18 protein-coding genes are annotated in these 22,624 nt (G+C 62.2%); 5 read left to right on the top strand and 13 right to left on the bottom strand.

Annotated features, from left to right (window positions below):
* The first annotated feature begins 21 nt into the window (after nucleotides 1-21).
* A complete protein-coding gene (locus tag BM190_RS04660; protein WP_091952184.1) occupies nucleotides 22-576 on the top strand; it encodes a TIGR02281 family clan AA aspartic protease in 555 nt (184 codons plus the stop codon).
* Between the two features lie 350 nt (nucleotides 577-926).
* Here BM190_RS04660 and dusA read toward each other — a convergent pair whose 3' ends face one another.
* On the bottom strand, nucleotides 927-1,925 hold the full coding sequence (dusA, locus tag BM190_RS04655; protein WP_092252355.1) for a tRNA dihydrouridine(20/20a) synthase DusA: 999 nt from the start codon (nucleotides 1,923-1,925) through the stop codon (nucleotides 927-929).
* A 148-nt stretch (nucleotides 1,926-2,073) separates the two neighbouring features.
* On the opposite strand from dusA, the gene BM190_RS04650 reads away from it, so the two are divergent.
* Nucleotides 2,074-3,171 carry an integrase gene (locus tag BM190_RS04650; RefSeq protein WP_177236914.1) on the top strand — a complete coding sequence of 366 codons (1,098 nt, stop codon included), beginning with the start codon at nucleotides 2,074-2,076 and terminating at the stop codon, nucleotides 3,169-3,171.
* Here the strand turns inward: BM190_RS04650 and BM190_RS40260 are convergent.
* Both BM190_RS40260 and BM190_RS41040 read right to left on the bottom strand, forming a co-directional pair.
* Nucleotides 3,168-3,341 carry a hypothetical protein gene (locus BM190_RS40260; protein WP_157644208.1) on the bottom strand — a complete coding sequence of 58 codons (174 nt, stop codon included), beginning with the start codon at nucleotides 3,339-3,341 and terminating at the stop codon, nucleotides 3,168-3,170. The genes BM190_RS04650 and BM190_RS40260 overlap by 4 nt on opposite strands.
* A 300-nt stretch (nucleotides 3,342-3,641) precedes the next feature.
* Nucleotides 3,642-3,830: an MFS transporter gene (locus tag BM190_RS41040; RefSeq protein WP_018316651.1), complete on the bottom strand. Its 189-nt coding sequence runs from the start codon at nucleotides 3,828-3,830 to the stop codon at nucleotides 3,642-3,644.
* Between the two features lie 337 nt (nucleotides 3,831-4,167).
* Between BM190_RS41040 and BM190_RS41855 the strand changes: the two genes are divergently transcribed.
* On the top strand, nucleotides 4,168-4,413 hold the full coding sequence (locus BM190_RS41855) for a sigma factor (protein ID WP_502686979.1): 246 nt from the start codon (nucleotides 4,168-4,170) through the stop codon (nucleotides 4,411-4,413).
* Nucleotides 4,368-4,559: a sigma factor-like helix-turn-helix DNA-binding protein gene (locus tag BM190_RS41850; protein WP_502686978.1), complete on the top strand. Its 192-nt coding sequence runs from the start codon at nucleotides 4,368-4,370 to the stop codon at nucleotides 4,557-4,559. The genes BM190_RS41855 and BM190_RS41850 overlap by 46 nt, the downstream gene beginning before the upstream one ends.
* Nucleotides 4,560-4,612: 53 nt before the next feature.
* Here BM190_RS41850 and scpA read toward each other — a convergent pair whose 3' ends face one another.
* The 6 genes from scpA to mdeB all read right to left on the bottom strand — a co-directional run bounded on the left by scpA (nucleotide 4,613) and on the right by mdeB (nucleotide 16,086).
* Nucleotides 4,613-6,751: a methylmalonyl-CoA mutase gene (gene scpA / locus BM190_RS04635; protein WP_092252351.1), complete on the bottom strand. Its 2,139-nt coding sequence runs from the start codon at nucleotides 6,749-6,751 to the stop codon at nucleotides 4,613-4,615.
* Nucleotides 6,752-6,814: 63 nt separating this feature from the next.
* On the bottom strand, nucleotides 6,815-8,830 hold the full coding sequence (locus BM190_RS04630; protein WP_092252350.1) for an acetyl-CoA carboxylase biotin carboxylase subunit: 2,016 nt from the start codon (nucleotides 8,828-8,830) through the stop codon (nucleotides 6,815-6,817).
* Between the two features lie 8 nt (nucleotides 8,831-8,838).
* The gene (locus tag BM190_RS04625; RefSeq protein ID WP_092252348.1) at nucleotides 8,839-10,368 is read right to left on the bottom strand and encodes an acyl-CoA carboxylase subunit beta; all 1,530 of its coding nucleotides are present in this window, start codon (nucleotides 10,366-10,368) and stop codon (nucleotides 8,839-8,841) included.
* Nucleotides 10,369-10,385: 17 nt separating this feature from the next.
* Nucleotides 10,386-12,101, bottom strand: coding sequence for a dihydrolipoyl dehydrogenase (gene lpdA / locus BM190_RS04620; RefSeq protein WP_092252346.1), 1,716 nt, complete (start codon nucleotides 12,099-12,101; stop codon nucleotides 10,386-10,388).
* An 8-nt stretch (nucleotides 12,102-12,109) separates the two neighbouring features.
* Complete coding sequence (locus BM190_RS04615) at nucleotides 12,110-13,390, bottom strand: 2-oxo acid dehydrogenase subunit E2 (protein WP_092253034.1); 1,281 nt, start codon at nucleotides 13,388-13,390, stop codon at nucleotides 12,110-12,112.
* A gap of 17 nt (nucleotides 13,391-13,407) precedes the next feature.
* On the bottom strand, nucleotides 13,408-16,086 hold the full coding sequence (gene mdeB / locus BM190_RS04610; RefSeq protein ID WP_092252344.1) for an alpha-ketoglutarate dehydrogenase: 2,679 nt from the start codon (nucleotides 16,084-16,086) through the stop codon (nucleotides 13,408-13,410).
* A gap of 369 nt (nucleotides 16,087-16,455) precedes the next feature.
* On the opposite strand from mdeB, the gene BM190_RS04605 reads away from it, so the two are divergent.
* Entirely contained in the window at nucleotides 16,456-17,316 is an 861-nt protein-coding gene (locus BM190_RS04605; protein WP_177236913.1) for an AraC family transcriptional regulator, read from the top strand.
* Between the two features lie 72 nt (nucleotides 17,317-17,388).
* On the opposite strand, the gene BM190_RS04600 is transcribed toward BM190_RS04605, so the two are convergent.
* From BM190_RS04600 to BM190_RS04585, 4 genes are all read right to left on the bottom strand, one after another.
* Nucleotides 17,389-18,612 carry an ABC transporter substrate-binding protein gene (locus tag BM190_RS04600; RefSeq protein WP_092252342.1) on the bottom strand — a complete coding sequence of 408 codons (1,224 nt, stop codon included), beginning with the start codon at nucleotides 18,610-18,612 and terminating at the stop codon, nucleotides 17,389-17,391.
* Between the two features lie 76 nt (nucleotides 18,613-18,688).
* Nucleotides 18,689-20,554: an AMP-dependent synthetase/ligase gene (locus BM190_RS04595; RefSeq protein ID WP_092252340.1), complete on the bottom strand. Its 1,866-nt coding sequence runs from the start codon at nucleotides 20,552-20,554 to the stop codon at nucleotides 18,689-18,691.
* A gap of 1 nt (nucleotide 20,555) precedes the next feature.
* The gene (locus tag BM190_RS04590; RefSeq protein WP_007594449.1) at nucleotides 20,556-21,335 is read right to left on the bottom strand and encodes an enoyl-CoA hydratase/isomerase family protein; all 780 of its coding nucleotides are present in this window, start codon (nucleotides 21,333-21,335) and stop codon (nucleotides 20,556-20,558) included.
* Nucleotides 21,336-21,351: 16 nt separating this feature from the next.
* Entirely contained in the window at nucleotides 21,352-22,485 is a 1,134-nt protein-coding gene (locus BM190_RS04585) for an LLM class flavin-dependent oxidoreductase (protein ID WP_092252338.1), read from the bottom strand.
* Nucleotides 22,486-22,624: the final 139 nt, after the last annotated feature.

Below are 22,624 nucleotides of genomic sequence, written 5' to 3'. Positions count from 1 at the left end.
GCCCGCCTGCGGAGGCGTGCGATGATCCGCTTCCTGCTCGTTCTCGTCATGCTTGCCGGCACGGCAGGCGCGGTCGTCGCCTATGGCGATCCCGATCAGATCGCGCGTGCCAGCCACAAGGTCTCCCACATCTTTCGCGCGCAGACGGCAACGCCCGCGCCTGCCGTGCAGATCCCGCGCGGCCAGGGCGGCGAATTCGCGCTGCGTGCGAAGATCAACGGCATCGCCGCGCCGATGGTGATCGATACCGGCGCAACCTCGGTGGTGCTGACCTGGGAAACCGCGAAAGCCATCGGGCTGCCGCTCGAGATGCTCGAATACGATGTCGACCTCGAAACCGCGGGCGGCCATACCAAGGCAGCCCGCCTCACGCTCGACCGTCTCTCCGTCGGCCATCTCGTCGAAAAATCGGTGCCGGCCCTCGTCGTCCAGCGCGGGCAGATGAAGACCAATCTGCTTGGCATGAGCTTCCTCGACCGCCTGGAGAGCTGGGGGGTTCGCGCCGACAAGCTGATGCTGACCGGCTATCCCGAGCTTCAGAGCAGCCATCGCCGCTCGCGTACGGCGCTCGACTAGACCATCCGCAAGAACCGTCGCGCAGGCGCCAACGACCTCGCTTCACACGGGCCGTGACCTAATCCCTGCGCGGTGCGTGATGCCGGTTGGTGCGGCGAACAGAAAACGCGAAAACAACCCCATGCACAGTAGCCGATGCTTGTCCGATCAAGGACTTACGCGGGACAACGATGGGCGCCTCCCCGGAGTTATTGGATGCGTCGGGGCAAGGATATTGGTGACACGTCGGGCAAAACACCGGCAGAAGGGCAACATCGCGCAATCCGCCAGAGTCGGTCCGGCCGTCCGTCAAGCGGTGGTGCGTCAACTCATCGGCCTCTGAAACATCGCATCGGCCCGCAGGAATGCGGCTAGGCCGCGGCTTCCTCCGCAGGAGCACGCGCACCGACGCGCGCGATCGCATCGCGCAGCACCTCGGGACCGGCGCCTGCTTTCACCCCCTGCTCGGCCAGATGTCGGCGGAAGGCACGCGCGCCGGGCACGGCATGGAATGCGCCGACGAAATGCCGTGTGATCGCATGCAGCCGCGTGCCGCGCGCAAGCTGCTGCTCGATATAGGGCATCATCGCCTCGAGCGCGCCCTGCATGGTCGCGTGCGACGTCGCCTCGCCGAAGATTTCGTGATCGACGCCGAGCAGCCGCCACGGGTCCTGATAGGCGGCGCGGCCGAGCATCACGCCATCGACATGTTCGAGATGCGCTCTCGCTTCGTCGAGGCCTCGAATGCCGCCGTTGATGATGACAGGCACGTCAGGCATTGCGCGCTTGAGCCGATAGACGCGCTCATAGTCGAGCGGCGGGATGTCGCGGTTCTCCTTCGGAGACAACCCGTTGAGCCAGGCCTTGCGGGCATGCACGATCAGTGCGTCGCAGCCGGAGGCGACCACCGCGCGCGCAAGCGCATCAAGGGCGACTTCCGGATCCTGGTCGTCGATGCCGATGCGGCACTTCACCGTGACGGGAACCGCGACAGCGCGTTTCATCGCCTCGACGCACCTCGCCACGAGTTCCGGCTCCGCCATGAGGCAGGCGCCGAAGCGGCCATCCTTCACGCGGTCCGACGGGCAGCCGACATTGAGGTTGATCTCGTCGTAGCCGAACGTCTCGCCGATCCGCGCAGCTTGCGCCAGTTCGCGCGGATCCGAGCCGCCAAGCTGAAGCGCCACCGGATGCTCGCTCGCATCGAACCCGAGCAGCCGCTCACGGTCGCCATGAATCACAGCGCCCGTCGTCACCATTTCCGTATAGAGCAGCGCCCGCCGCGTCAGGTGGCGGTGGAACACCCGGCAGTGCCGGTCGCTCCAATCCATCATGGGGGCCACGGAAAAGCGATAGTCTTGATATTTCAATAAGTTGTCCTATTCTTTCAATGGACTAGAACGTGAACCAGGTGCACACGTGTGCACTTAAACTAGCCCAAATTGCACACGTTTGTACCGCATTTGATCTCCCGGTGCACACGTAGCGCACACGAAATCGGGGTGGAGTGCACACGCAATGCCGACGTTTACAAAACTCAGATCGGGAAGCTGGCGCGTTCAGGTCAGGAGGAAAAACGAGTACATCGCAAACACGTTCGTGCGACGGCGCGATGCTGAAGAATGGGCGCTTGATGTGGAGCGCTCTATCGATCGCGGCACCCCAATTCGACGTTCCCGGCCTTTTGAGCAGCCTCGAATTTTTTCCGATTTGATCACCCTGCATCTCGACGATCTTGCCCAGGTCGGCAAGCCCGTACGACGATCCAAGTCGATGGTGCTCAAGGCCCTCAAGATCTCGCTTGGACGAACAAACCTCAAAGAGCTGACCAGGGAGAGATTGATTGAGTTCGGGCGAAAGCGAGCTGCTCAAGGCGCTGGACCGGCGACCCTTGCGATCGATTTCTCATTCATCCGAACGATCCTACTTCACGCTGCCGCAGTCCACGGCATTAACGTTTCAGTCGAGAACGTACAGCTGGCCAGAGCTGCGCTAAAGCACCTGGATCTCGTCGGAAAGTCAAACGAGAGAGATCGGCGCCCTAGCCAAGACGAACTCGATCGACTGATCGGATACACAGAATCTAACGCCCAACAGTATCTACCACTCGGTAGAATTGTTCGCTTTGCTGTGGCGACAGCAATGCGCCAAGCTGAGATCTGCCGCATCGAGTGGACTGATGTCGACATGTCAAAGCGAACCGTCACTATTCGCGACCGCAAAGATCCTCGACGCAAAGACGGAAACCACCAAGTGGTTCCTCTCCTCAATTCGACCGGGTACGATGCCTGGCAGCTTATGCTCGAGCAGCGGATTCTCACGCGCGGCCTCGGACGCGTTTTTCCATACCACTCGAAGTCGGTAGGAGCTGCCTTCCGCAGGTCATGCAACGCTATCGATATAGATGACCTATGCTTTCACGATTTGCGCCATGAAGGAACAAGTAGACTCTTCGAAGCGGGCTTTTCGATACAGCAGGTTGCGATGGTGACAGGCCATAAAGACTGGCGAATGTTGCGCCGATATACAAATCTCAAGCCCGAAGATCTGCACAAGATGCAGAAAGCTGCACAGCCATCCATGGAGCAATTCCTAGCCACCTTGGTCGCCAGCTAGAGCGCGACCTTCGTCAAATTTGAACCTGCTCGCTGAATATGTAACTGCAAGGGATCGTCTTGCCTGCTTTGGCCTTGAGAGCGGACTTCGGCGGGTAACTGCATCACGTCAGCCTTGCGCCATGAGCTGACTTGCGACAGGTGGTGGCTGTCGGCGGAACGCAGACTCATGATGGGCTTTCCGGCCCGCTGTGAGTCCGTCTTAGCGATACACGGCGCGTAGGCGAGAAGCCGTAACACTCAACCCGCCAAAAATGGCCCACTTAAAAAATGACGGGTTTCAGATCGGACCCCATAAGGCTCCCCGAAGCCAACTCTGGCCAAATCCGGTCCTTCGGCTTCTGATCGCCGCAGGGGAATGAGCCCGCTTAATCGCGCATCCGAAGATCGGTGGCGATGAAATGCGTAATGGTTGGAGCGGCTGATGCGTTGACGCCGCCGATCGCATCCTGGATGCACGGTCAGCGTTTGTCACGCGCTGGGCTGCCTCAGGTGCTCGAGCCACGAGGCGACCTTGAAAGCCTCCAGGTTGCGGCCGTTCACAGCCGCGTCCTCGAAGAGATCCCACGCGTAAGCGCCGTCGCACCGTCGTTGCTGCTCCAAGCCGGCGATCGCCTGCAGAAGCGCTTCTCGTTTCGCTGGATCAATCCGGTATCCCACACCGGACGAGAAAGCGCCCTTTCCGATTGCCCGTTATTCGGGCGGCTAATGAGCCGAGCAGCGGCTCGAAGGCCCTTGCGAGCGGGCGCGCTGTTCTATTTGCCAGCGGGGCGGATCTCGTACGACGTCGTCGCCGCTGATGGCAGCGTCGCAGTGCGATGGCTATGTTTCCAATGTACCAGGCCGAGGCTATTGCTTCCTCCCCGACGGATGACAGGCGGCAGCGATTTCGGCAGCCGTTCGGCGGCAGCCAACTCTATGGCCAACGGGTTTCCATCGAGTCGGCGACACCGAGTTCGAAGCGAAGCGCAGGCGCCTGACACGCCTGGCCTATCGGATGATGGGCTCGCTCGCCGAGGCGCAGGAGGTCGTTCAGGACGCATGGCTGCGGTGGGTCGGGGTGGAGGATTACGTCGATTCGCCTCCCGCCCATCTAACCCGCATCGTCACACGCCTGTGCCCTGACGACGCCGCGCCGCGCGCGCGCGCCGGGAAGCCTACCTGGGACCCTGGCTGCCAGATCCTCTCGTGGGTTCCATGGAGCCAGACGAGACGGTCGCCGACGACGTCACGGTCACGTTGATGCTGGCCCTCGAGCGTCTGTCTCCTCTGGAGCGGGCCGCTTTTCTTCTCCATGACGTCTTCGACGTGCCGCTAACCGAAGTGGCCATCACCCCCGCGGGCCAGCCGCGGTCCGTACGCTCGCGGCGCGCGCTAGTGCTTGGATGAATAGAACGGATCCTGATCGAAGCCCGTGCAACTTCAAAGCGGTCGGGCCTCGATCAGCGATTTCTTCGCCGTCCCTCGATAAGATCGAGAACTGCCATAGCGGCCTCAAGTACGTTGGTACCAGGTCCAAACACGGCTGCCACTCCGCTCCGAAGCAATTCCTCGTAGTCCTGCCGTGGCACGACGCCCCCGCAAACAACAATGATGCCGCCAGCGCCAGCCAGCTTCAACTCCCTGACAACCTGAGGAACGAGCGTCCTGTGACCGGCCGCGAGCGACGAGACCCCCAGAACATGTACCTTTGCCTGAACGGCCATCGCGGCAGCTTCGGCTGGCGTCTGAAACAAAGGACCGGCAACAACATCGAACCCCATATCGCCGAATGCCGACGCAATAACCTTCGCACCTCGATCATGACCATCTTGTCCTAGCTTGGCGACCATAATCTTTGGCCTCACGCCAATCACTTGTGACACTTCGTCGAGCCGCGAGACAAGATTGGTGAACTCGGGATCGTTTCCATAAGCAGGGCCATAGACACTCGAAACAACATCGGGTATCGCCTGGTGATCTCCAAAAGCCTGCCGCATTGCATCAGACATTTCGCCGACGGTTGCTCGAGACCTAGCGGCCTCAATCGCGGCTTCCAGCAGATTTCCCTCACCTAATTGCGCGACCCGGGTTAGTCGGGCCAACGCACTGGAGACGCCCTTAGAATCTCTCGACCGTTTGATATCGGTCAGGCGGCGAATTTGCGAAGCGCGCACAGTCGAATTGTCGATCTCCAGAATGTCGATTGGCTCCTCTTGTTCAAGCCGAAACCGATTAACTCCGACAATAACCTGATCGCCGCGATCGATCGCGGCCTGCTTGCGCGTCGCCGATTCTTCGATCAATCGCTTAGGCCACCCTGTCGCGATCGCGTTCGCCATCCCTCCCCGCTCTTCGACCTCCTCCATGAGTTGCCAGGCAGCCTTGACGAGATCGTCCGTCAGGCGCTCGACATAGTAGGATCCCGCGAGGGGATCGACGACGTCGGCGACGCCCGTCTCATGCTGAAGGATCAGCTGGGTGTTCCGGGCAATCCGAGCCGAAAACTCAGTAGGCAATGCGATGGCTTCGTCGAACGAATTTGTGTGCAGCGATTGCGTGCCGCCCAGAACGGCGGCTAAGGCCTCATAAGCGGTCCGCACGATATTGTTATACGGATCATGCTCCTGGAGCGACACTCCCGACGTCTGACAGTGCGTACGAAGCACTAAGGACGACTGCTTTTTAGGATTGAATTCCGCCATAACACGCGACCAGATAAGCCGAGCAGCGCGCAACTTCGCCGCTTCCATGAAGAAATTCATTCCGATAGCGAAGAAGAATGAAAGCCGCCCTGCAAAGTCATCGATGTTAAGGCCCTTGGCAAGAGCAGACCGGACGTATTCACGTCCATCAGCAAGCGTAAAGGCCAGCTCCTGGACGAGCGTCGCCCCCGCCTCTTGCATATGGTAGCCTGAAATCGAGATGGAGTTGAAGCGCGGCATGTTCTGCGCGGTAAACGCTATAATGTCAGCAACAATGCGCATCGATGGTTCCGGCGGATAAATGTATGTATTGCGGACCATGAACTCCTTCAGAATGTCATTTTGGACAGTTCCCGAGAGAGCTTCGCGCGGAATTCCCTGCTCTTCACCGGCGACAATGAAGGTTGCGAGAATGGGGATTATCGCTCCGTTCATGGTCATCGACACCGACGTTTCCCCGAGGGGAATGCCGTCAAAGAGGATCTTCATGTCTTCGACTGAGTCGATGGCAACGCCCGCCTTCCCGACATCACCTAGGACGCGAGGATGATCAGAATCATAGCCGCGGTGGGTCGCCAAGTCGAATGCAACCGACAAGCCCTTCTGTCCTGAGGAAAGGGCGGAACGATAGAATGCGTTTGACGCCTCTGCAGTCGAGAATCCCGCATACTGGCGGATTGTCCACGGTCTGCCAGTATACATCGTCGCCTTAGGACCGCGAACGAACGGCGACATGCCAGGTAACGTGTCCAGATGCTCGATCCCATCTAAATCAGAAGCCGTATAGATCGGCTTGACTTCAATGCCCTCCGGAACCTTCCGCACGAGCGCGATGGGATCGCCTTTTAGTTCCTTCTCGGCAATCCTCTTCCATTCATCTGGAAATGACATCGACATTCCTGATCTCGCACCGGTTACCGACCTAATTGTCAACCACGCATCACGGGCTACATGGCCTGCTTACGCAAATTCCAAGATCAGCGCGTCCACCGCCAGCGTCGCACCGGCGCTGGCGTGGATCTTCTTCACCGTACCGTCCTGCTCGGCACGGAGCACGTTCTGCATCTTCATGGCTTCGACCACCGCCAGCGTCTCGCCGGCCTTGACCTCCTGGCCTTCGCTGACCGCGATCGAGACCACGAGGCCGGGCATCGGGCAAAGCAGCTTCTTGCCGCTGTCGGAGGCCGTCGTCACCGGCATCAAGCGCGCCGAAGCCGCTTCCGCCTCGGTCCAGACATAGACTGGCACCTCGACGCCCTGATGCGCGAGACGGATGCCGTTGGCGATGGGGCGGGTTTGCACGGCGACGAAATGGCCGTCGATGGTGCCCTGCCAGACCGGGTCGCCCGGCTTCCACGGTGACTGCAACAGATGCGCATTGCCGGCCTTGCCGTCGGCATCGATGAAGCGGATCGCGATGGCATCGCCTTCGCGGGCGACCTCGAGCAGGATCTCCTGGCGGTCGAGCCAGACCGCGCGGCGGCGCTCGCGCTGTACGACGCGGCCGCCCATCTGGCCGGAGATCTGCCGCTTGCGCTCACCCAAGACATGATCGATGGCGGCGCCGACCGCGGCGATCCGCCGGGCGACCTCGCCTTCGGGCACGCGCACCGCAAAACCCTTTGGGAACTCCTCGGCGATGAAGCCGGTCGAGAGCCGGCCCTCACGCCAGCGCGGATGATGCATCAGCGCGGACAGGAACGGGATGTTGTGCCTGATACCGTCGACGTAGAACGAGTCGAGCGCAGTCGCCTGCGCCTCGATCGCGGCCGCGCGCGACGGCGCATGCGTGACCAGCTTGGCGATCATCGGATCGTAATGGATCGAGATCTCGCCGCCCTCCTGCACGCCGGTGTCGTTGCGGATGGTGATGCCGTCCTGGCTGGCTTCCGCCGGCGGACGGTACTTCACGAGGCGCCCGATCGAGGGCAGGAAGTTACGGAACGGGTCCTCGGCGTAGAGGCGGGATTCCACCGCCCAGCCGGTGAGCGTAACGTCCTTCTGGCTGATGGCAAGCTTCTCGCCGGCGGCCACCCGGATCATCTGCTCGACGAGGTCAATGCCGGTTACGAGCTCGGTCACGGGATGCTCGACCTGGAGACGCGTGTTCATCTCCAGGAAGAAAAAGCTCTTGTCCTGGCCTGCGACGAACTCGACGGTGCCGGCGGAATCGTAGTTCACGGCCTTGGCCAGCGCGACGGCCTGCTCGCCCATCTTGCGGCGGGTTTCCTCATCGAGCAGCGGCGACGGCGCCTCTTCGATGACCTTCTGGTTGCGGCGCTGGATCGAGCATTCGCGCTCGCCGAGATAGATCACGTTGCCGTGCTTGTCGCCGAGCACCTGGATCTCGATATGGCGGGGATCGACGATGAACTTCTCGACGAAGACGCGGTCGTCGCCGAACGAGGCCTTGGCCTCGGCCTTGGCGAGGTTGAAGCCTTCGGCGACCTCGGCCTTGGAATGGGCGATGCGCATGCCCTTGCCGCCGCCGCCGGCCGAGGCCTTGATCATGACGGGATAGCCGATCTCGTCGGCGATGCGGACCGCGTGCTTGTCGTCCTCGATGACGCCGAGGTGGCCCGGCACGGTCGAGACCTTGGCCTTGGCCGCCGCCTTCTTGGATTCGATCTTGTCGCCCATCGCCGCGATCGCGCCCGGATTGGGGCCGATGAAGACGATGCCGGCCGCCTCCAGTGCGCGCGGAAATGCCTCGCGCTCTGACAGGAAGCCGTAGCCGGGATGCACGGCCTCGGCGCCCGTCTTTTTACATGCCTCGACGATCTTCTCGATCACCAGATAGCTCTCGGCCGCGGCAGGAGGGCCGATCAGCACGGCCTCGTCGGCCATCTCCACATGGAGGGCATCGCGGTCGGCCTCGGAACAGACCGCAACCGTCTGAATTCCCATCTTGCGGGCGGTCTTGATGACCCGGCAGGCGATTTCGCCGCGATTGGCGATCAGAATGCGTTTGAACACTTCTCTTCTCACAACGGCATGTTGTCGTGCTTCTTCGCCGGCGCTTCCATTTTCTTGTCCTTCAGCATCGCCAGCGCCCGCGCGATCCGCTTCCGCGTCGAATGCGGCATGATGACGTCGTCGATATAGCCGCGCTCGGCGGCGATGAACGGCGACAGGAAGCGGTCCTCGTATTCCTTGGTGCGCGCGGCGATCTTGTCGGGGTCGCCGATGTCACTGCGGAAGATGATCTCGACGGCGCCCTTGGCACCCATCACCGCGATCTGGGCGGTCGGCCAGGCGTAGTTCATGTCGGCGCCGATCTCCTTGGAGGCCATGACGTCGAAGGCGCCGCCATAGGCCTTGCGGGTGATGATGGTCACCAGCGGCACGGTGCACTGCGAATAGGCGAACAGCAGCTTTGCGCCGTGCTTGATCAGGCCGCCATATTCCTGCGCGGTGCCCGGCAGGAAGCCCGGCACGTCCACGAAAGTGACGATCGGGATGTTGAAGGCATCGCAGAAGCGGACGAAGCGCGCGGCCTTGCGCGAGGCATCCTTGTCGAGCACGCCGGCCAGCACCATCGGCTGGTTGGCGATGAAGCCGACGGTGCGGCCCGCGATACGGCCGAAGCCGGTGACGATGTTCTTGCCAAAACTCTCCGCGATCTCGAAGAAATCGCCCTCGTCCACGACCTTCAGGATCAGTTCCTTCATGTCGTAGGGCTTGTTCGGATTGTCGGGGATCAGCGTGTCCAGAGACATGTCGACCCGCTCGATGTCGTCGAAGCTCGGCCATTCCGGCACGCCGTCGGAATTGTTCGACGGCAGGAAGTCGATCAGGCGCCGCATCTGCAGGAGCGTCTCGACGTCGTTCTCGAAGGCGCCGTCGGCGATCGAGGAGCGCGTCGCGTGCACCGAGGCGCCGCCAAGCTCTTCCGCCGTGACGACCTCGTTGGTGACGGTCTTCACCACGTCGGGGCCGGTGACGAACATGTAGCTAGTGTTCTTCACCATGAAGATGAAGTCGGTCATGGCAGGCGAATAGACGTCGCCGCCGGCGCAGGGGCCCATGATGACGGAGATCAGCGGGATCACGCCGGACGCCAGCACGTTGCGGCGGAACACGTAGGAATAGCCGGCGAGCGCGGCGACGCCTTCCTGGATGCGGGCGCCGCCGGCGTCATAAAGGCCGATGATGGGCGCCCTCGCCTTCATCGCCATGTCCTGGAGCTTGGTGATCTTCATCGCGTGCGTTTCCGACAGCGAGCCGCCGAACACGGTGAAGTCCTTGGCGAAGACGAAAGTCTTGCGGCCGTTGACGGTGCCCCAGCCGGTGACGACACCGTCGCCGGGGATCTTGGTCTTCTCCATCCCGAATTCGGTCGAGCGGTGCTGGACGAACATGTCCATCTCCTCGAACGAATGCTTGTCGAGCAGCAGGTCGATACGCTCCCGCGCAGTGAGGCGGCCGCGCGCATGCTGCGCGTCGATGCGCTTCTCGCCGCCGCCGAGTTTGGCACCGGCGCGACGTTGTTCAAGAGCTTCGATAACGGACATCGATTGGGCCAACTGAGCTACCGCTTTCTGGCGATTGGAGGCAGGTCGGTGCAAATGCCCTCATAGACTTCGGCAGCCATGCCGATCGTCTCGCCGAGGGTCGGATGCGGGTGAATGGTCTTGCCGATATCGATCGCGACAGCCCCCATTTCGATCGCGAGACAGATTTCCCCGATCATATCGCCGGCATGCGGCCCGACGATCACGCCCCCGACGATGCGATCGGTCTCGACGTCGAACAACAGCTTCGTCATGCCATAGGACGCGCCCGACGCGATGGCCCGGCCGGACGCGGCCCATGGGAATTTTGCCGAACGGATCTTCCCTCCGGAATCGGCGACATCACGCTCGGACTTGCCGACCCATGCGATCTCAGGATCGGTGTAGGCGACATTGGGGACGATCTTCGCTGTAAAGGCCGCCGGCTTCCCGGCGGCTACTTCCGCGGCGACGTGCCCCTCGTGAACGGCCTTGTGGGCCAGCATCGAACCGCCGACGACATCGCCGATGGCGAAGACGTTGCGCACCGTCGTTCTCATCTGCTCGTCGACCTGAATGAAGCCGTTCGGATCGATTGCAACGCCGATCCGTTCGAGGCCGAGCTCGCCGCTGTTGGGAACGCGGCCCGCAGATTGCAGCACGAGATCGTAGGATCGTGTCTGAACTGACGCGCCCGTGATAGCAACCGTCACGCCGTCGGGCGTCACCGCGGCAGTTGATACGCTGCTTTCAAGGTCGATATGCTCGAAGCGATGCGCATTGCGCGAACGCCAGATCTTCACCGCATCGGCATCCACGCCCGCCAGGATATCGGGAAGCCTTTCGACAAGATCGATCTTCGCGCCGAGCGCGCTGTAGACGGTCGCCATCTCCAGCCCGATGATCCCGGCTCCGATCACGAGCATGGCGCCCGGAATGCTTCGCAGCGAGAGCGCGCCGGTCGAGGTCAGGATCCGCTCGTCCTTGGGAAGCACCGCCAACTGCACCGCGCGCGAGCCCGTCGCGATGATACATTGTCCGAAGTCGATCTGCTGCGAGCCTGCCCCTTCGCCGGCAACCTCGAGCCGCGTCGCGGAGATGAATTTCGCGGTGCCGCGGATCACCGTGACGCGGCGCGCCGCCGCCATCTGGCTCAGCCCATCCGTCAGCTTCGTGACCACGCCGTCCTTGAAGGCGCGCAGCGCCTGCAGATCGATCTGCGGCGCGCCGAAGCGAATGCCCAGGTCAGCGATCCGCTCGGCCTCCTCTTTGACGGCCGCAACATGAAGCAGCGCCTTCGACGGGATACATCCGACATTCAGGCAAACTCCGCCCAGGGTGCCGTAGCGTTCGACGATCGCGGTCCTCAGTCCAAGATCTGCTGCCCGAAAAGCTGCTGAATAGCCGCCCGGCCCGCCTCCGATCACGACGAGATCGTAGCGTGCATGATCTGTTGCACGCGGGCCAGCATCGGCCTGATCCGCCGAGACCGCCTCGCTTTGCGGGCCCGCTTTGTCCGACGCCGACGCCGTGCCAATCATGGTGCCTTGAGACACCTTGTCTCCAACGCGTAGCGAAATGCTCGTGATCACCCCTGCAATCGGCGACGGAATCTCCAGCGTCGCCTTGTCGGATTCCACGGTGATCAACGCCTGCTCTCGCGCGACGACGTCGCCCGCCCTGACGTGGATCTCGACGACTTCGACGTCTCGGAAGTCCCCGATGTCGGGGACCCGGATCTCCTCTGTCCGCATCTGCGTCCTCACAATGCGAAACGCCGCAGATCGGAGAGCACCGACGCGACGAAGCCCAGGAACCGGGCCCCGGCTACGCCGTCGACGACCCGGTGATCCCACGACAGACTCAGGGAAAGGACGAGCCGCGGTTCGAATTCGCGCCCATTCCAGACTGCCTCGGTGGCGGCACGACCGGCTCCGAGGATTGCCACCTCGGGCGCATTGATGATGGGCGTAAATCCCTGACCGCCGACGCCTCCCAGAGACGACACCGAGAAACAGCCGCCCTGCATGTCGCCCGACGCGAGCTGCCCCGCGAGCGCCTTGTCGGCAAGCGAGCGCATCTCGGCGGCGATCTGCCGAAGGCCCTTCTTATCGCAGTCCCGGATCACCGGCACGACCAGACCTTTCGGCGTGTCGACGGCGAAGCCGATGTGGACGTAGTGCTTGAGGATCAGTTCGTCGCCATCGAGCGATGAATTGAAGCGCGGGTACTTCTGCAGCGCCAAGGCCGCGGCCTTGATCAGCAGCGACACCATGGTGAGTTTCGCCGTGTCCTTCGCGGCCTCGGCATTGGCGAGCTGGCGGAAGGCTTCAGCGTCGGTCACATCCGCTTTGTCGAAATTCGTCACGTGGGGAATGACGGTCCAGTTGCGCGAGAGGTTCGCGCCGGTCAGCTTCTGGATCCGCGTCAGCGGCAGGCGCTCGACCGCGCCGTACCTCTCGAAATCCACTTTGGGCCGATCGACCGGCGCGTCGGGCGCAAGCGCCATCGCCGGTCCCGACCGCGCCAGTCCGTTGACGAAGGCCGCCACATCCTCGCGCAGAATCCGGCCTTTGGGGCCGGTGGGCACGACAGAGTCCAGCGCCACGCCGAGCTCACGCGCCAAAGCGCGCACCGACGGCGACGCATGCGCGGCCCCGCTGGGCCGCGGCTGTTGTGCACGTGCTCGCGAACCATCGACTGGAGCGGCGGGCGCCGCCTGTGACAGCGCCTCCTGCTGCGAGGACCGTTGCTCCACCTGTGGCGCCGACGCAGCCGCCGGCGAAGGCGCGGTGGATTCACCGCGACCTTCGAGGATCATCAGAACCGAACCTTGTGAAACCCGCGCCCCGACGTCGATCATCAGTTTGGCCACCGTGCCTGCGGCCGGGGATGGCACCTCCATCGTCGCCTTGTCGGACTCGATCGACAGCAACGGCATGTCGATTGTGACCTCGTCGCCGACCAACACATTGATTTCGACTACCGGAACATCCTTGTAGTCTCCGATATCCGGCAGAACGACTTCAATTGAATGAGACATGCGCGCTCCGCCCTCTGTCAGCGAGACCAAGGCGATGCAACGCCGGTCGGCAATTCGTAGCTGGCGATGGCTTCGGCGACCTGCTCACGCGCCACGTCACCCGATTTTGCCAGCGCCGACAGCGCCGCAACGACGATCTGCTTGCGATCGACCTCGAAGAAAGATCTCAGCGCGGCGCGCGTATCGCTGCGCCCGAAGCCGTCGGTGCCCAGCACCGTATAGGGGGCCTCGATGTAAGAACCGATCAGTTGCGGATACGCCCGGACATAATCCGAAGCCGCGACGATCGGCACCTTGCCGCCGAGGCATTGTGCGACGTGGCTCTCGACCGCGGTCGACAGCGGCGAGAGCCGATTAGTTCGCTCCACCTCACGCGCCTCTCGCGCCAGCTCGGAAAAGCTCGTTGCCGACCAGACTTCGCTGGGCACTTTCCATTCGCTTTGCAGCATCGCCGCGGCAGCGAGCGCCTCCGGAAGAATGGCGCCCGAGCCGACCAGCCTGATCTTCGCCGGCCCGTTAGCGCTCGGCAGAACCCGATAGAGTCCCTTGATGATGCCGTCGCGCGCATCGTCGGGCATCGAGGGCTGCGCATAGTTCTCGTTCATCGCCGTGAGGTAATAGAACTCGTCGTTGCCCTGCTCGAGCATCGACCGCATGCCGTGATCCACGATGACGGCCACCTCGTAGGAGAATGCCGGATCGTAGGCCCGGCAGTTCGGAACGGTCGCCGCCATCAGATGGCTGGACCCGTCCTGATGCTGCAAGCCTTCGCCACCGAGCGTCGTCCGGCCGGCCGTCGCCCCGATCAGAAAGCCACGCGCGCGCTGGTCCGCCGCCGCCCAGATCAGATCGCCGACCCGCTGAAAGCCGAACATCGAATAGTAGATATAGAACGGTAGCAATGGGAAGTTATGGATGCTGTAGGAGGTCGCCGCCGCGGTCCAGGACGAAATCGCCCCCGCCTCGGTGATCCCTTCCTCCAACAATTGACCGTCGATCGCTTCCTTGTAGTACAGCATCGAGCCGGCATCTTCCGGCTCGTAGAGCTGCCCTGCCGGCGAGTAGATGCCGACCTGCCTGAACAGGTTCGCCATTCCGAAGGTGCGGGCTTCGTCGGCGACGATGGGAACGATGCGCGGGCCGAGCGTCTTGTCCTTGAGCAAATTGGTGAACAGCCGCACGATCGCCATCGTCGTCGACGTCTCCTTGCCGTCACCGCGCAACGCGAACTCCGCGTAGGATTGCAGCGGCGGCACCGGCAGCGTCGCCGAAGCGCGTCGCCGCACCGGCATGTAGCCGCCGAGTGCCGCGCGACGGGCGCGCAGATACTGAATTTCCGCGCTGTCTTCCGCAGGCGTGAAGAACTCCAGATTCTCGACCTGCTCGTTGCTGAGCGGCAGAGCGAACCGGTCGCGGAACGCATACAGCGCATCGACGTCGAGCTTCTTGGCCTGGTGCGACGTCATGCGCGACTCGCCGGCGCCGCCCATGCCGTAGCCCTTCTTGGTCTTCGCCAGAATGACGGTCGGCCGACCCTTCATGTCCTTAGCGGCAGCAAAGGCAGCGAACAGCTTCTTGAAGTCGTGGCCACCGCGCTTCAGGCCGTCGATATCCGCGTCCGACATGTGCGCAACCAGCGCCCGGACCTCGGGGTCCTCGCTGAAGAAGTTGGCGAGGTTGTAGGCGCCATCCTTGGCGCCGAGCGTCTGATATTTGCCATCGACGGTGTCGGCGAATTTGCGCAGCAGCGCATGCTTGCTGTCGCGTGCGAAGATATCGTCCCAGTCCGATCCCCACAACACCTTGATGACGTTCCAGCCGGCGCCCTGGAAGAGAGATTCGAGTTCCTGAATCACCTGGCCGTTGCCGCGGACCGGCCCATCCAGGCGCTGCAGGTTGCAATTGACGACGAAGGTGAGGTTGTCGAGATTTTCCCGCGCCGCCAGGGCGAGCCCGGCGATCGATTCCGGCTCGTCCATCTCGCCGTCGCCGAACACACCCCAGACGTGGCGACCAGCCGTCTGCACCAGGCCGCGATGCTGCAGATACTTCATGAACCGCGCCTGGTAGATCGCGCTGATCGGGCCGAGGCCCATCGACGCCGACGGCACCTGCCAGAACTCCGGCATCAGCCAGGGATGCGGATAGGACGACAGACCGGGACCGCTCAGTTCCTGGCGATACAGCTTGAGATTTTCGTCCGACAGACGGCCTTCGAGATACGCTCGTGCATAGACTCCGGGAGACGAATGCGGCTGGAAATACACCAAGTCCCCCTCCGACTCGGAGCTTGACGCGCGAAAGAAATGATTAAATCCGACTTCGAAAATCTCCGCGGCTGAGGCATAGCTGGCGACGTGCCCGCCGAGTTCCCCATAGGCCCTGTTGGCACGGACCACCATCGCGAGCGCGTTCCAGCGAATGATCGCCGTCAGGCGCGTCTCGATCGCGATGTTGCCGGGGTAGGGCTTCTGCTGCTCGAGCGGAATCGAATTGCGATAGGGCGAAAACGGCGGAGAGTCCGGCAGAACTCCAAGCTCCTTCGCACGCCGATCAAGCGCAGCCAGGATGTATCGCACGCGCTCGGCACCGGCGCTGCGGTGGAGCGATCCAAGCGATGCGAGCCAATCGGCGGTTTCGACCGTGTCCTGATCGGCGTTGACCGCCTTGCGTGGCGGATCGATGTGTGCAGTCATGCGTCGGGCTCCAGAAAGCCGGCACTTGGTAGCATCGGGTGCTATGGCACGTGCTGCTGAATACGGCCGCGTTCCGACGGATTGCCCGACTCCTGAGGGACGCCGAGGCTCGCGTCGCAGCATTCTCTGCTGTTGGTTTAATCAGCAAGTGATCGAACCGTGGGCCGCCTGACAGGTGCTTCCGCTTGGTCACGGCGCAACATGACGCATCACTAAGCGCTCACGCCGCAGGAGCGGGCATCTTGTCGCAGATCAGCGAACTCAACGGCTCGCCGCGACTAGTGACCTGACCTTTCAAAACAGCTAACCTCAGTTAACAGCAGGATCTGCATCAAGGCTTGACTGACTTGACGAATAGGCAGGATTGAAATGCCGCCCGAGACCGAGTTCGATCCGGATTTTGCGCGAATGGATCTGCCCGATCTTCGGATCAACTATGATCCGGTCGATCCGGATCAGTTCGATCGTCCCGTCACTTCATTCTGTCTCGAAACCAGCAAAGACAACGACGACCTACCGCTGCACTCACACCGCAAAGGCCAATTGGTCGTCGCATCTCATGGCTCGGTGATGTGCCGGGCGCCTGGCGGCTTGTGGATCGTACCTCCGCAAGGCGCGGTATGGATCCCGGCCGGCGTGCAGCACAGCAATTGCGTGGCCGATTTCGGCAAACTCTACACCGTGTTCATCGATCCACAGGTCAGCATGCTGCCGCGGACCTGCTGCACGCTGATGATCACGTCGCTGGTGCGCGAATTGATCCACCGCCTCTCGGTGTTCCCACCGCTCTATCCGCTGGAAGGACCGACCAGCCGTCTCGGCCGGGTATTGCTCGACGAACTCGTGCAGATGCCGACGACGGATGAAATGTATCTGCCGATCTCCCCCGACGCCCGTCTTCAACACCTCGCCAATTCCTTGTTGAATAATCCGGGCGACCGCAGCACGATGGACGAAGTCGCCTCGCGCTACGCAATGAGCGAGAGCACGTTCGCACGCTTCATCGCCAAGGAAACAGGGATGACCTTCGGGCGCTGGCGCCAGCGTCTCCACATTCTGATCGCCATGCAACGCCTCACGGCGGGCAGTTCGGTCCAGGCCGTGTCGCTGGAACTGGGCTACGAAACGCCCAGCGCGTTCATCACGATGTTCAAGAAGACGATGGGACAGAGCCCTCGCCGCTTCCTTGCCGAGCGGTCGCGCCTGATAAATTCGGACAGTTTGCCCTAGCTCGCACGTCCCTGCCTCGGTATTTGACGACCGCGACCCCACGACACTTTCGCGGGGCCGCACGGGACGAGCTCAGCGTTTGCTGTAAGGCGCAAGCGGATATTCGAGCGACGCTTCCGCGATGGCCTTTGGAGCCACCACCCGCGGCCTGCCTTTCAAACCCTGCAGCATCACCATCGAACAGTGGATGTTCTGGCCGGTCTCGTCGAACTTGGTGTTGTCGCCGTACATCAGGAAAGGCTTCATGTCGGTCGTCTTGAGCGCGCCGTGAATCGCTGGTGACTCCGGCGACGCCGCCCGCGTCACGGCATCTGCGACGATCTGCACCGCCTCGAACGCGCAGCCCGCATTGGCATCGAACCAGTCGCGCGGGTAGTCGGCCGCGAACATCTTCATGATCTTGTCGGTCTCGGTGCCCTTGGGATTGAGCCACAACGCCGACAGAACCGGACCGTCACCGTACTTTCCGAGCGCGTCATGATACGCCTTGTCCGACACGCCGTTGGAGTTAGGCGAAAACACCATCTTGGGATCCCAGCCCTGCTTGATGCATTCGCGCGCGATCATGATCGCGTCGTTGACGCGCGTGACCGAGATCAAGGCATCGGCACCCGACGCTTTCGCCTTGGCTACTTCCACCGACAGGTCCTTGGCCTTCTCGTCATAGGCAACGTACTGCGCGATCTTGAGCGGAACACCTACCTCCTTCCACGCCTGATCGATGCTGGCCGCCGTCGACTGCCCCATCGTGTTGTTGAGATGGAGAACGACGGCGCTGCTCGGCGGATCCCTCAGCGTGCCGAGCACGGACTTCAGCTCGGCCAGCGATTGCCGCACGATGGTCAGCGACGTGGGGTAATAGCGGAACACTTGGGTGAAGCCCTGCGAAGTCACCTGGGTGGCGCTCGCGATGTGGACCACCATCGGCACCTTGGCGGCCTCGCAGGCCTGCAGCGCCGAAATGGTGGCGCCGGAATCCCACGCGCCGATCAGCACGGTGCAGCCCTGCCGGATCAGGCTCTCGGCGGCAATCCGGCCGTTCTCCGGACGGCTTTGCGTGTCGGCGTGAACGATCTCGATGTCGAGGCCGAACTTCTCACGCGCGAATTTGGCGCCGAGATCGATGCCGCGCACGCAGGCCTGACCGGGAAACGCCAGCACGCCGCTGCTGGGCATGATCGCTCCGACCTTCACTTTCGTGGTCGCCGCAAACGATGGCCTTGATACCAGGCCTGCCGCAATTCCCAATCCGCTTCCGACAATCGTCCGCCGCGTGATTCCGCTTCGCTTGGTCATCTCGATGTCCTGTTGCTGAAGGAGTGAACTGTATCTTGACTAGTAGCTTCGTAGGTTTGGGGAGCGACCGCCGACGTCAAAGGCCCATCTCGGCCTTGATCAGCTTTTCCTCGGTTTCGTCGTAGAGAGATGCGATCAGCGACTGATAGCGCTCGTTGATCTGCTTGCGACGCTTCTTCCGCGTCGGCGTCATCACGCCGTTCTCGAGCGACAGCTCCTCCGGCAGAATGCGGAACGCCTTGATCTGCTCGGCTCGCGCCAGCCTTCCGTTGGCCTTGCCGATCTCCGCCTCGATCAGCCGGTTGACGATCTCGGAGGCTGCCAGGTCGGCGTAACCTGTGATCTTGTCGTCGCGCGACTTCGCCCAGTCCAGTGTGGCGGTAGCATCCACTTCGATCAGGGCGGTGAGATATTTTCGCCCCTCGCCGATGACCGCCGCTTCGGAGATGAAGGGGCTGTGCCTCAGCTCGTTTTCGATCTGAGTTGGGCTGATCGATTTACCGTTCGACGTGTTGATGATTTCCTTCTTCCGGTCGACCAGCTTGAAGGTTCCTTCCGGCGACACTTCGACGATGTCGCCGGTGTAGAGCCAGCCGTCGCGAAGCGCGGCCTTCGTTTCGTCCGGCTTGTTCCAATAGCCCGCGAACAATCCCGGTCCACGGACGATCATCTCGCCGTCCTGGAGCACGGCGGTTTCCCAAGCCGGATCCGGCAACGGGACCCCGACGTTGCCGGCCTTCGGCCACTCCGCCATCTGCACCAGATTGGCACCGACCAATTCGGTCTGGCCGTAGCACTCCTTGAGCTGCAAGCCCCACAGCTGCCACAGCGACATCAGCTCGGACGGCATCGCCGCCGACGAGGTGAACGCGACCTTCAGCTCGTCGAAACCGACCTCCGCGAGCAGCGGCAGGAACACTTGCTCGCGGCAGGCCGCGAATAGTTTCGAGACGAAGGCGTCTTCGTGGCCGCCCTGGCGGTCTTCGAGCGCCCTGCGCGCGATCGTCATGGCGAGCGTGTAGTTCTGATCTCCCGCGCCGCCGGCGGGATGCACCTTGCTGAGAATTTGCGTCGCAAAACGCTGGTAGAACCGCGGCGGCGCCATGTAGTAGGTCGGCTTCACCTCTTTGATCGTCTGGGCGAAGTCCGCGGTCGTCTCGCCGAAATAAGGAACTGCGTCGGCGATCAGCGGCAACGTCGTCGCCTGCCCGCGCGCGACGGTATGCGACATCGGCAAATGCACCACCACCCGATGTTCCTCCTCGCGCATGCTGGGGCCGAACAGGGTGATGCAATGAACGCCGGCGAGAATGGAAAGGTGCGTCAGCATGGCGCCTTTGGGGTTCCCGGTCGTCCCGGACGTATAGCCGATGCTGACGACATCGGACGCCTTTGCTGTCGCGCTCTCCTTCTGCAGATAATCATGCGCATCGACGTCGTGTGCTCCGACAAAGTCGGCCAGCGACTTGATCGACGCCGTGGCCTCGCCGGTCCAATCCGGGTCGAGCACGATGATGCCGCGGAGCTGTTCGGCCTGATTGGAGGCGATCACGATGCGAAGCTGCTGCTCCCCGCCGACGAACGCGAACTTCGCGCCTGAATCCGTGAGACAGTAAGCCACTTCTTCAGGTGACGAGGTGAAGTACACGCCTACCATGACGCCGCCGGCGCACATCGTGGCCATGTCGGCGATCAACCATTCCTCGGACGAATCGCCCATGATCGCGACCCGATCGCCGCGCTCGAGACCAGCACGCTGCAGCGCGCTGGCCAGGTTCACGACACGCTGCGCATAGGCGCCCCACGTCATGGCGGTCCAGGCGCCGTGACGCTTTTGTTGCACGGCGATCTTGTCGGGCCGCTCCGCAAGTCGCGCAGCCAAAAGTTGCGCGATGGTCGTATCGGCCAACTGGGCGCCGGATCTAATCGCAGCGACGTTCATCTCATCGCTCCGCGAAACGCTTGCGCTTGGCCGCGAAGGCGGCTACCGCCTCGGCCCTCTCGGGCGACTTGAAGGTCAACATCTCCAGCGCCGCAGAAGTGTCGAGCAGCAGGTGGGCATACTGCTTGATGATCTTATTGACGCTGTACTTGGTCCACACGATCGATTCCTTCGGCCCGCTTGCCAGCAGTTCGGCGTATTCGATCGCGGCATCGAGAACGTTACCGTCCGCGACCACCTCGTTGATCATGCCGATAGCAGCCGCTTTCTCGGCGGAGATGAATTCGCCGGTCATCAGATAGTGCTTCGCACGCACCGGCCCCATCAGCAGCGGCCAGATCACCGCGCCGCCATCGCCCGCGACAACGCCGGCATTAACGTGCGTGTCGGCGAAACGAGCTGTCGAGCTCGCATAGATCACGTCGCAGAACAGCGCGAGCGTGGCACCCAGGCCGACCGCGACCCCGTTGACGGCCGCGACGATCGGCACTTCGACTTCCAGCATGTTGCGGATGAGGTGGCGACCGCTGCGCGTCGGGGACGGCAGCGTCCCCTTATCCAGCGACTTCTGATCGCCACCGGAGCAAAATCCGCGGCCCGCACCGGTGAGAACGATCGCGTTGACAGAGCTGTCGTGATCCAGCTTGACGAAGACGTCTTCGAGCTCCTCGTGCATCTCCCAGTTGATCGCGTTGAGGATCTCCGGTCGGTTCATCGTGACGATCGCGACGCCTGTGGCGCGCTGTTCGACGATCAGGTACTTGTAGCCGTATTGAGACATTGATTTCACCGCTGGATTACTTGTTCTGGGTCCGCATCAGCCGGATCTGCCCGAGGATCTCCTCGGTCGGCCGCACGACGTTGTTTCTGTCGTTGAAATGCGGGATGACGTAGCGACCGACCATGTCGATCGCTTCCATGATCTTTTCGTGCGGGACCGAGTCCATGTGCAGCAGCACCTCGTCGATCCCCATGGCCTCGAACTTCTCGATCTGACGAATGACCGTATCGGGGCTGCCGCACACCGTCGTGGCCGACTCGTTGACCAGATAGTCCCAGTCGTTGGCGGCACGCTCCATCGACGGCACGCTCTCTCCCATGTACTTATAGTCATCGGCAATCGCCGCGAGACGAGGATAGGCATCGGTCGAGATCTTGGCATAGTGCATCAGTGGGCCGGCATAATCCGCCTTGGCCTGCTCGTCCGTTTTCCCGATACCGATGAACAGCGGAATGCCGATACGCGGACGCTGCAGCGGTCCCCCCTCGTCGCGTTTCCAGTTCTTCTGATAGGCACCGATCAGCTTCTGTTGCGCTTCCCAGCCCTGATAGATGTTGCTGCTCATCACGGCGAAACCCTGCGAGGCCGCCCAGACGTGACTGCGCTCGCTGGTCGCCGCGATCCCGATCACCGGATGCGGCTTCTGCAGCGGCTTCGGAACCAGCTGGCGCGGAGGGATCTGGTAGTACTTGCCGTCAAACGTGAAAATGTCCTGGCGCATCGCCCTTTTCAGCAGCGCCAGTCCTTCTTCCATCTGCGCCAGCGTTTCGTTCGGATCGACGTTGAACGCCCGCATCGCGATGGTGGTGTTGGCGCGGCCGCCGTAGAATTCCATGCGGCCGTTGGACAGGATGTCGGTCACCGCAAGCCGCTCGGCCGAACGCAAGGCGTGGTTGATGCGCTGCGGCATCAGCGTCACGGCTGCGCGCAGCTTGACGCGCGACGTCACCGCGGCCAGATAGCCGAACACCACTTCGGGCGCCGAGCTCGAGATCCCGCCCAGTGCCACGTGCTGCTCGGAGAGCGCGACACAGTCGAAGCCGACTTTCTCGGCCAGACGGACTTCGTCGACGAGTTCGTGAAGCCTGCGCGAGTAACTGTGGCCGACCTGGGTTTCCTGTTCAGACCAGAACCCGAACGTAAGTGCCATGTCTCAATCCTCTTAGCTTTCGAGATGCCAGAGGGTTTCATAGGCGGGGCGATATTTTCGCCCGAAAGCCGCGTTCCGTAGTCAAGCTTTCCGAATTTTATGCTGTCAGTATTCGCAACATGGCAGACGCCGCGGGAAT

The organism is Bradyrhizobium sp. Rc3b, from assembly GCF_900114915.1.
Lineage (GTDB): Bacteria > Pseudomonadota > Alphaproteobacteria > Rhizobiales > Xanthobacteraceae > Bradyrhizobium.
Note: the sequence above shows the minus strand (reverse complement) of the source record. Positions and strands in the feature narration are given on the sequence as shown.

What these genes read in the sequence shown, in the direction of transcription:
- BM190_RS04660 (WP_091952184.1), top strand. Translation starts at nt 22, where the DNA reads ATGATCCGCTTCCTGCTCGTTCTCGTCATGCTTGCCGGCACGGCAGGC.
- BM190_RS04650 (WP_177236914.1), top strand. Translation starts at nt 2,074, where the DNA reads ATGCCGACGTTTACAAAACTCAGATCGGGAAGCTGGCGCGTTCAGGTC.
- BM190_RS40260 (WP_157644208.1), bottom strand. Translation starts at nt 3,341, where the DNA reads ATGAGTCTGCGTTCCGCCGACAGCCACCACCTGTCGCAAGTCAGCTCA.
- BM190_RS41855 (WP_502686979.1), top strand. Translation starts at nt 4,168, where the DNA reads ATGATGGGCTCGCTCGCCGAGGCGCAGGAGGTCGTTCAGGACGCATGG.
- BM190_RS41850 (WP_502686978.1), top strand. Translation starts at nt 4,368, where the DNA reads ATGGAGCCAGACGAGACGGTCGCCGACGACGTCACGGTCACGTTGATG.
- scpA (WP_092252351.1), bottom strand. Translation starts at nt 6,751, where the DNA reads ATGTCGATGTCATTTCCAGATGAATGGAAGAGGATTGCCGAGAAGGAA.
- BM190_RS04625 (WP_092252348.1), bottom strand. Translation starts at nt 10,368, where the DNA reads ATGTCCGTTATCGAAGCTCTTGAACAACGTCGCGCCGGTGCCAAACTC.
- lpdA (WP_092252346.1), bottom strand. Translation starts at nt 12,101, where the DNA reads ATGCGGACAGAGGAGATCCGGGTCCCCGACATCGGGGACTTCCGAGAC.
- BM190_RS04615 (WP_092253034.1), bottom strand. Translation starts at nt 13,390, where the DNA reads ATGTCTCATTCAATTGAAGTCGTTCTGCCGGATATCGGAGACTACAAG.
- mdeB (WP_092252344.1), bottom strand. Translation starts at nt 16,086, where the DNA reads ATGACTGCACACATCGATCCGCCACGCAAGGCGGTCAACGCCGATCAG.
- BM190_RS04605 (WP_177236913.1), top strand. Translation starts at nt 16,456, where the DNA reads ATGCCGCCCGAGACCGAGTTCGATCCGGATTTTGCGCGAATGGATCTG.
- BM190_RS04600 (WP_092252342.1), bottom strand. Translation starts at nt 18,612, where the DNA reads ATGACCAAGCGAAGCGGAATCACGCGGCGGACGATTGTCGGAAGCGGA.
- BM190_RS04595 (WP_092252340.1), bottom strand. Translation starts at nt 20,554, where the DNA reads ATGAACGTCGCTGCGATTAGATCCGGCGCCCAGTTGGCCGATACGACC.
- BM190_RS04590 (WP_007594449.1), bottom strand. Translation starts at nt 21,335, where the DNA reads ATGTCTCAATACGGCTACAAGTACCTGATCGTCGAACAGCGCGCCACA.
- BM190_RS04585 (WP_092252338.1), bottom strand. Translation starts at nt 22,485, where the DNA reads ATGGCACTTACGTTCGGGTTCTGGTCTGAACAGGAAACCCAGGTCGGC.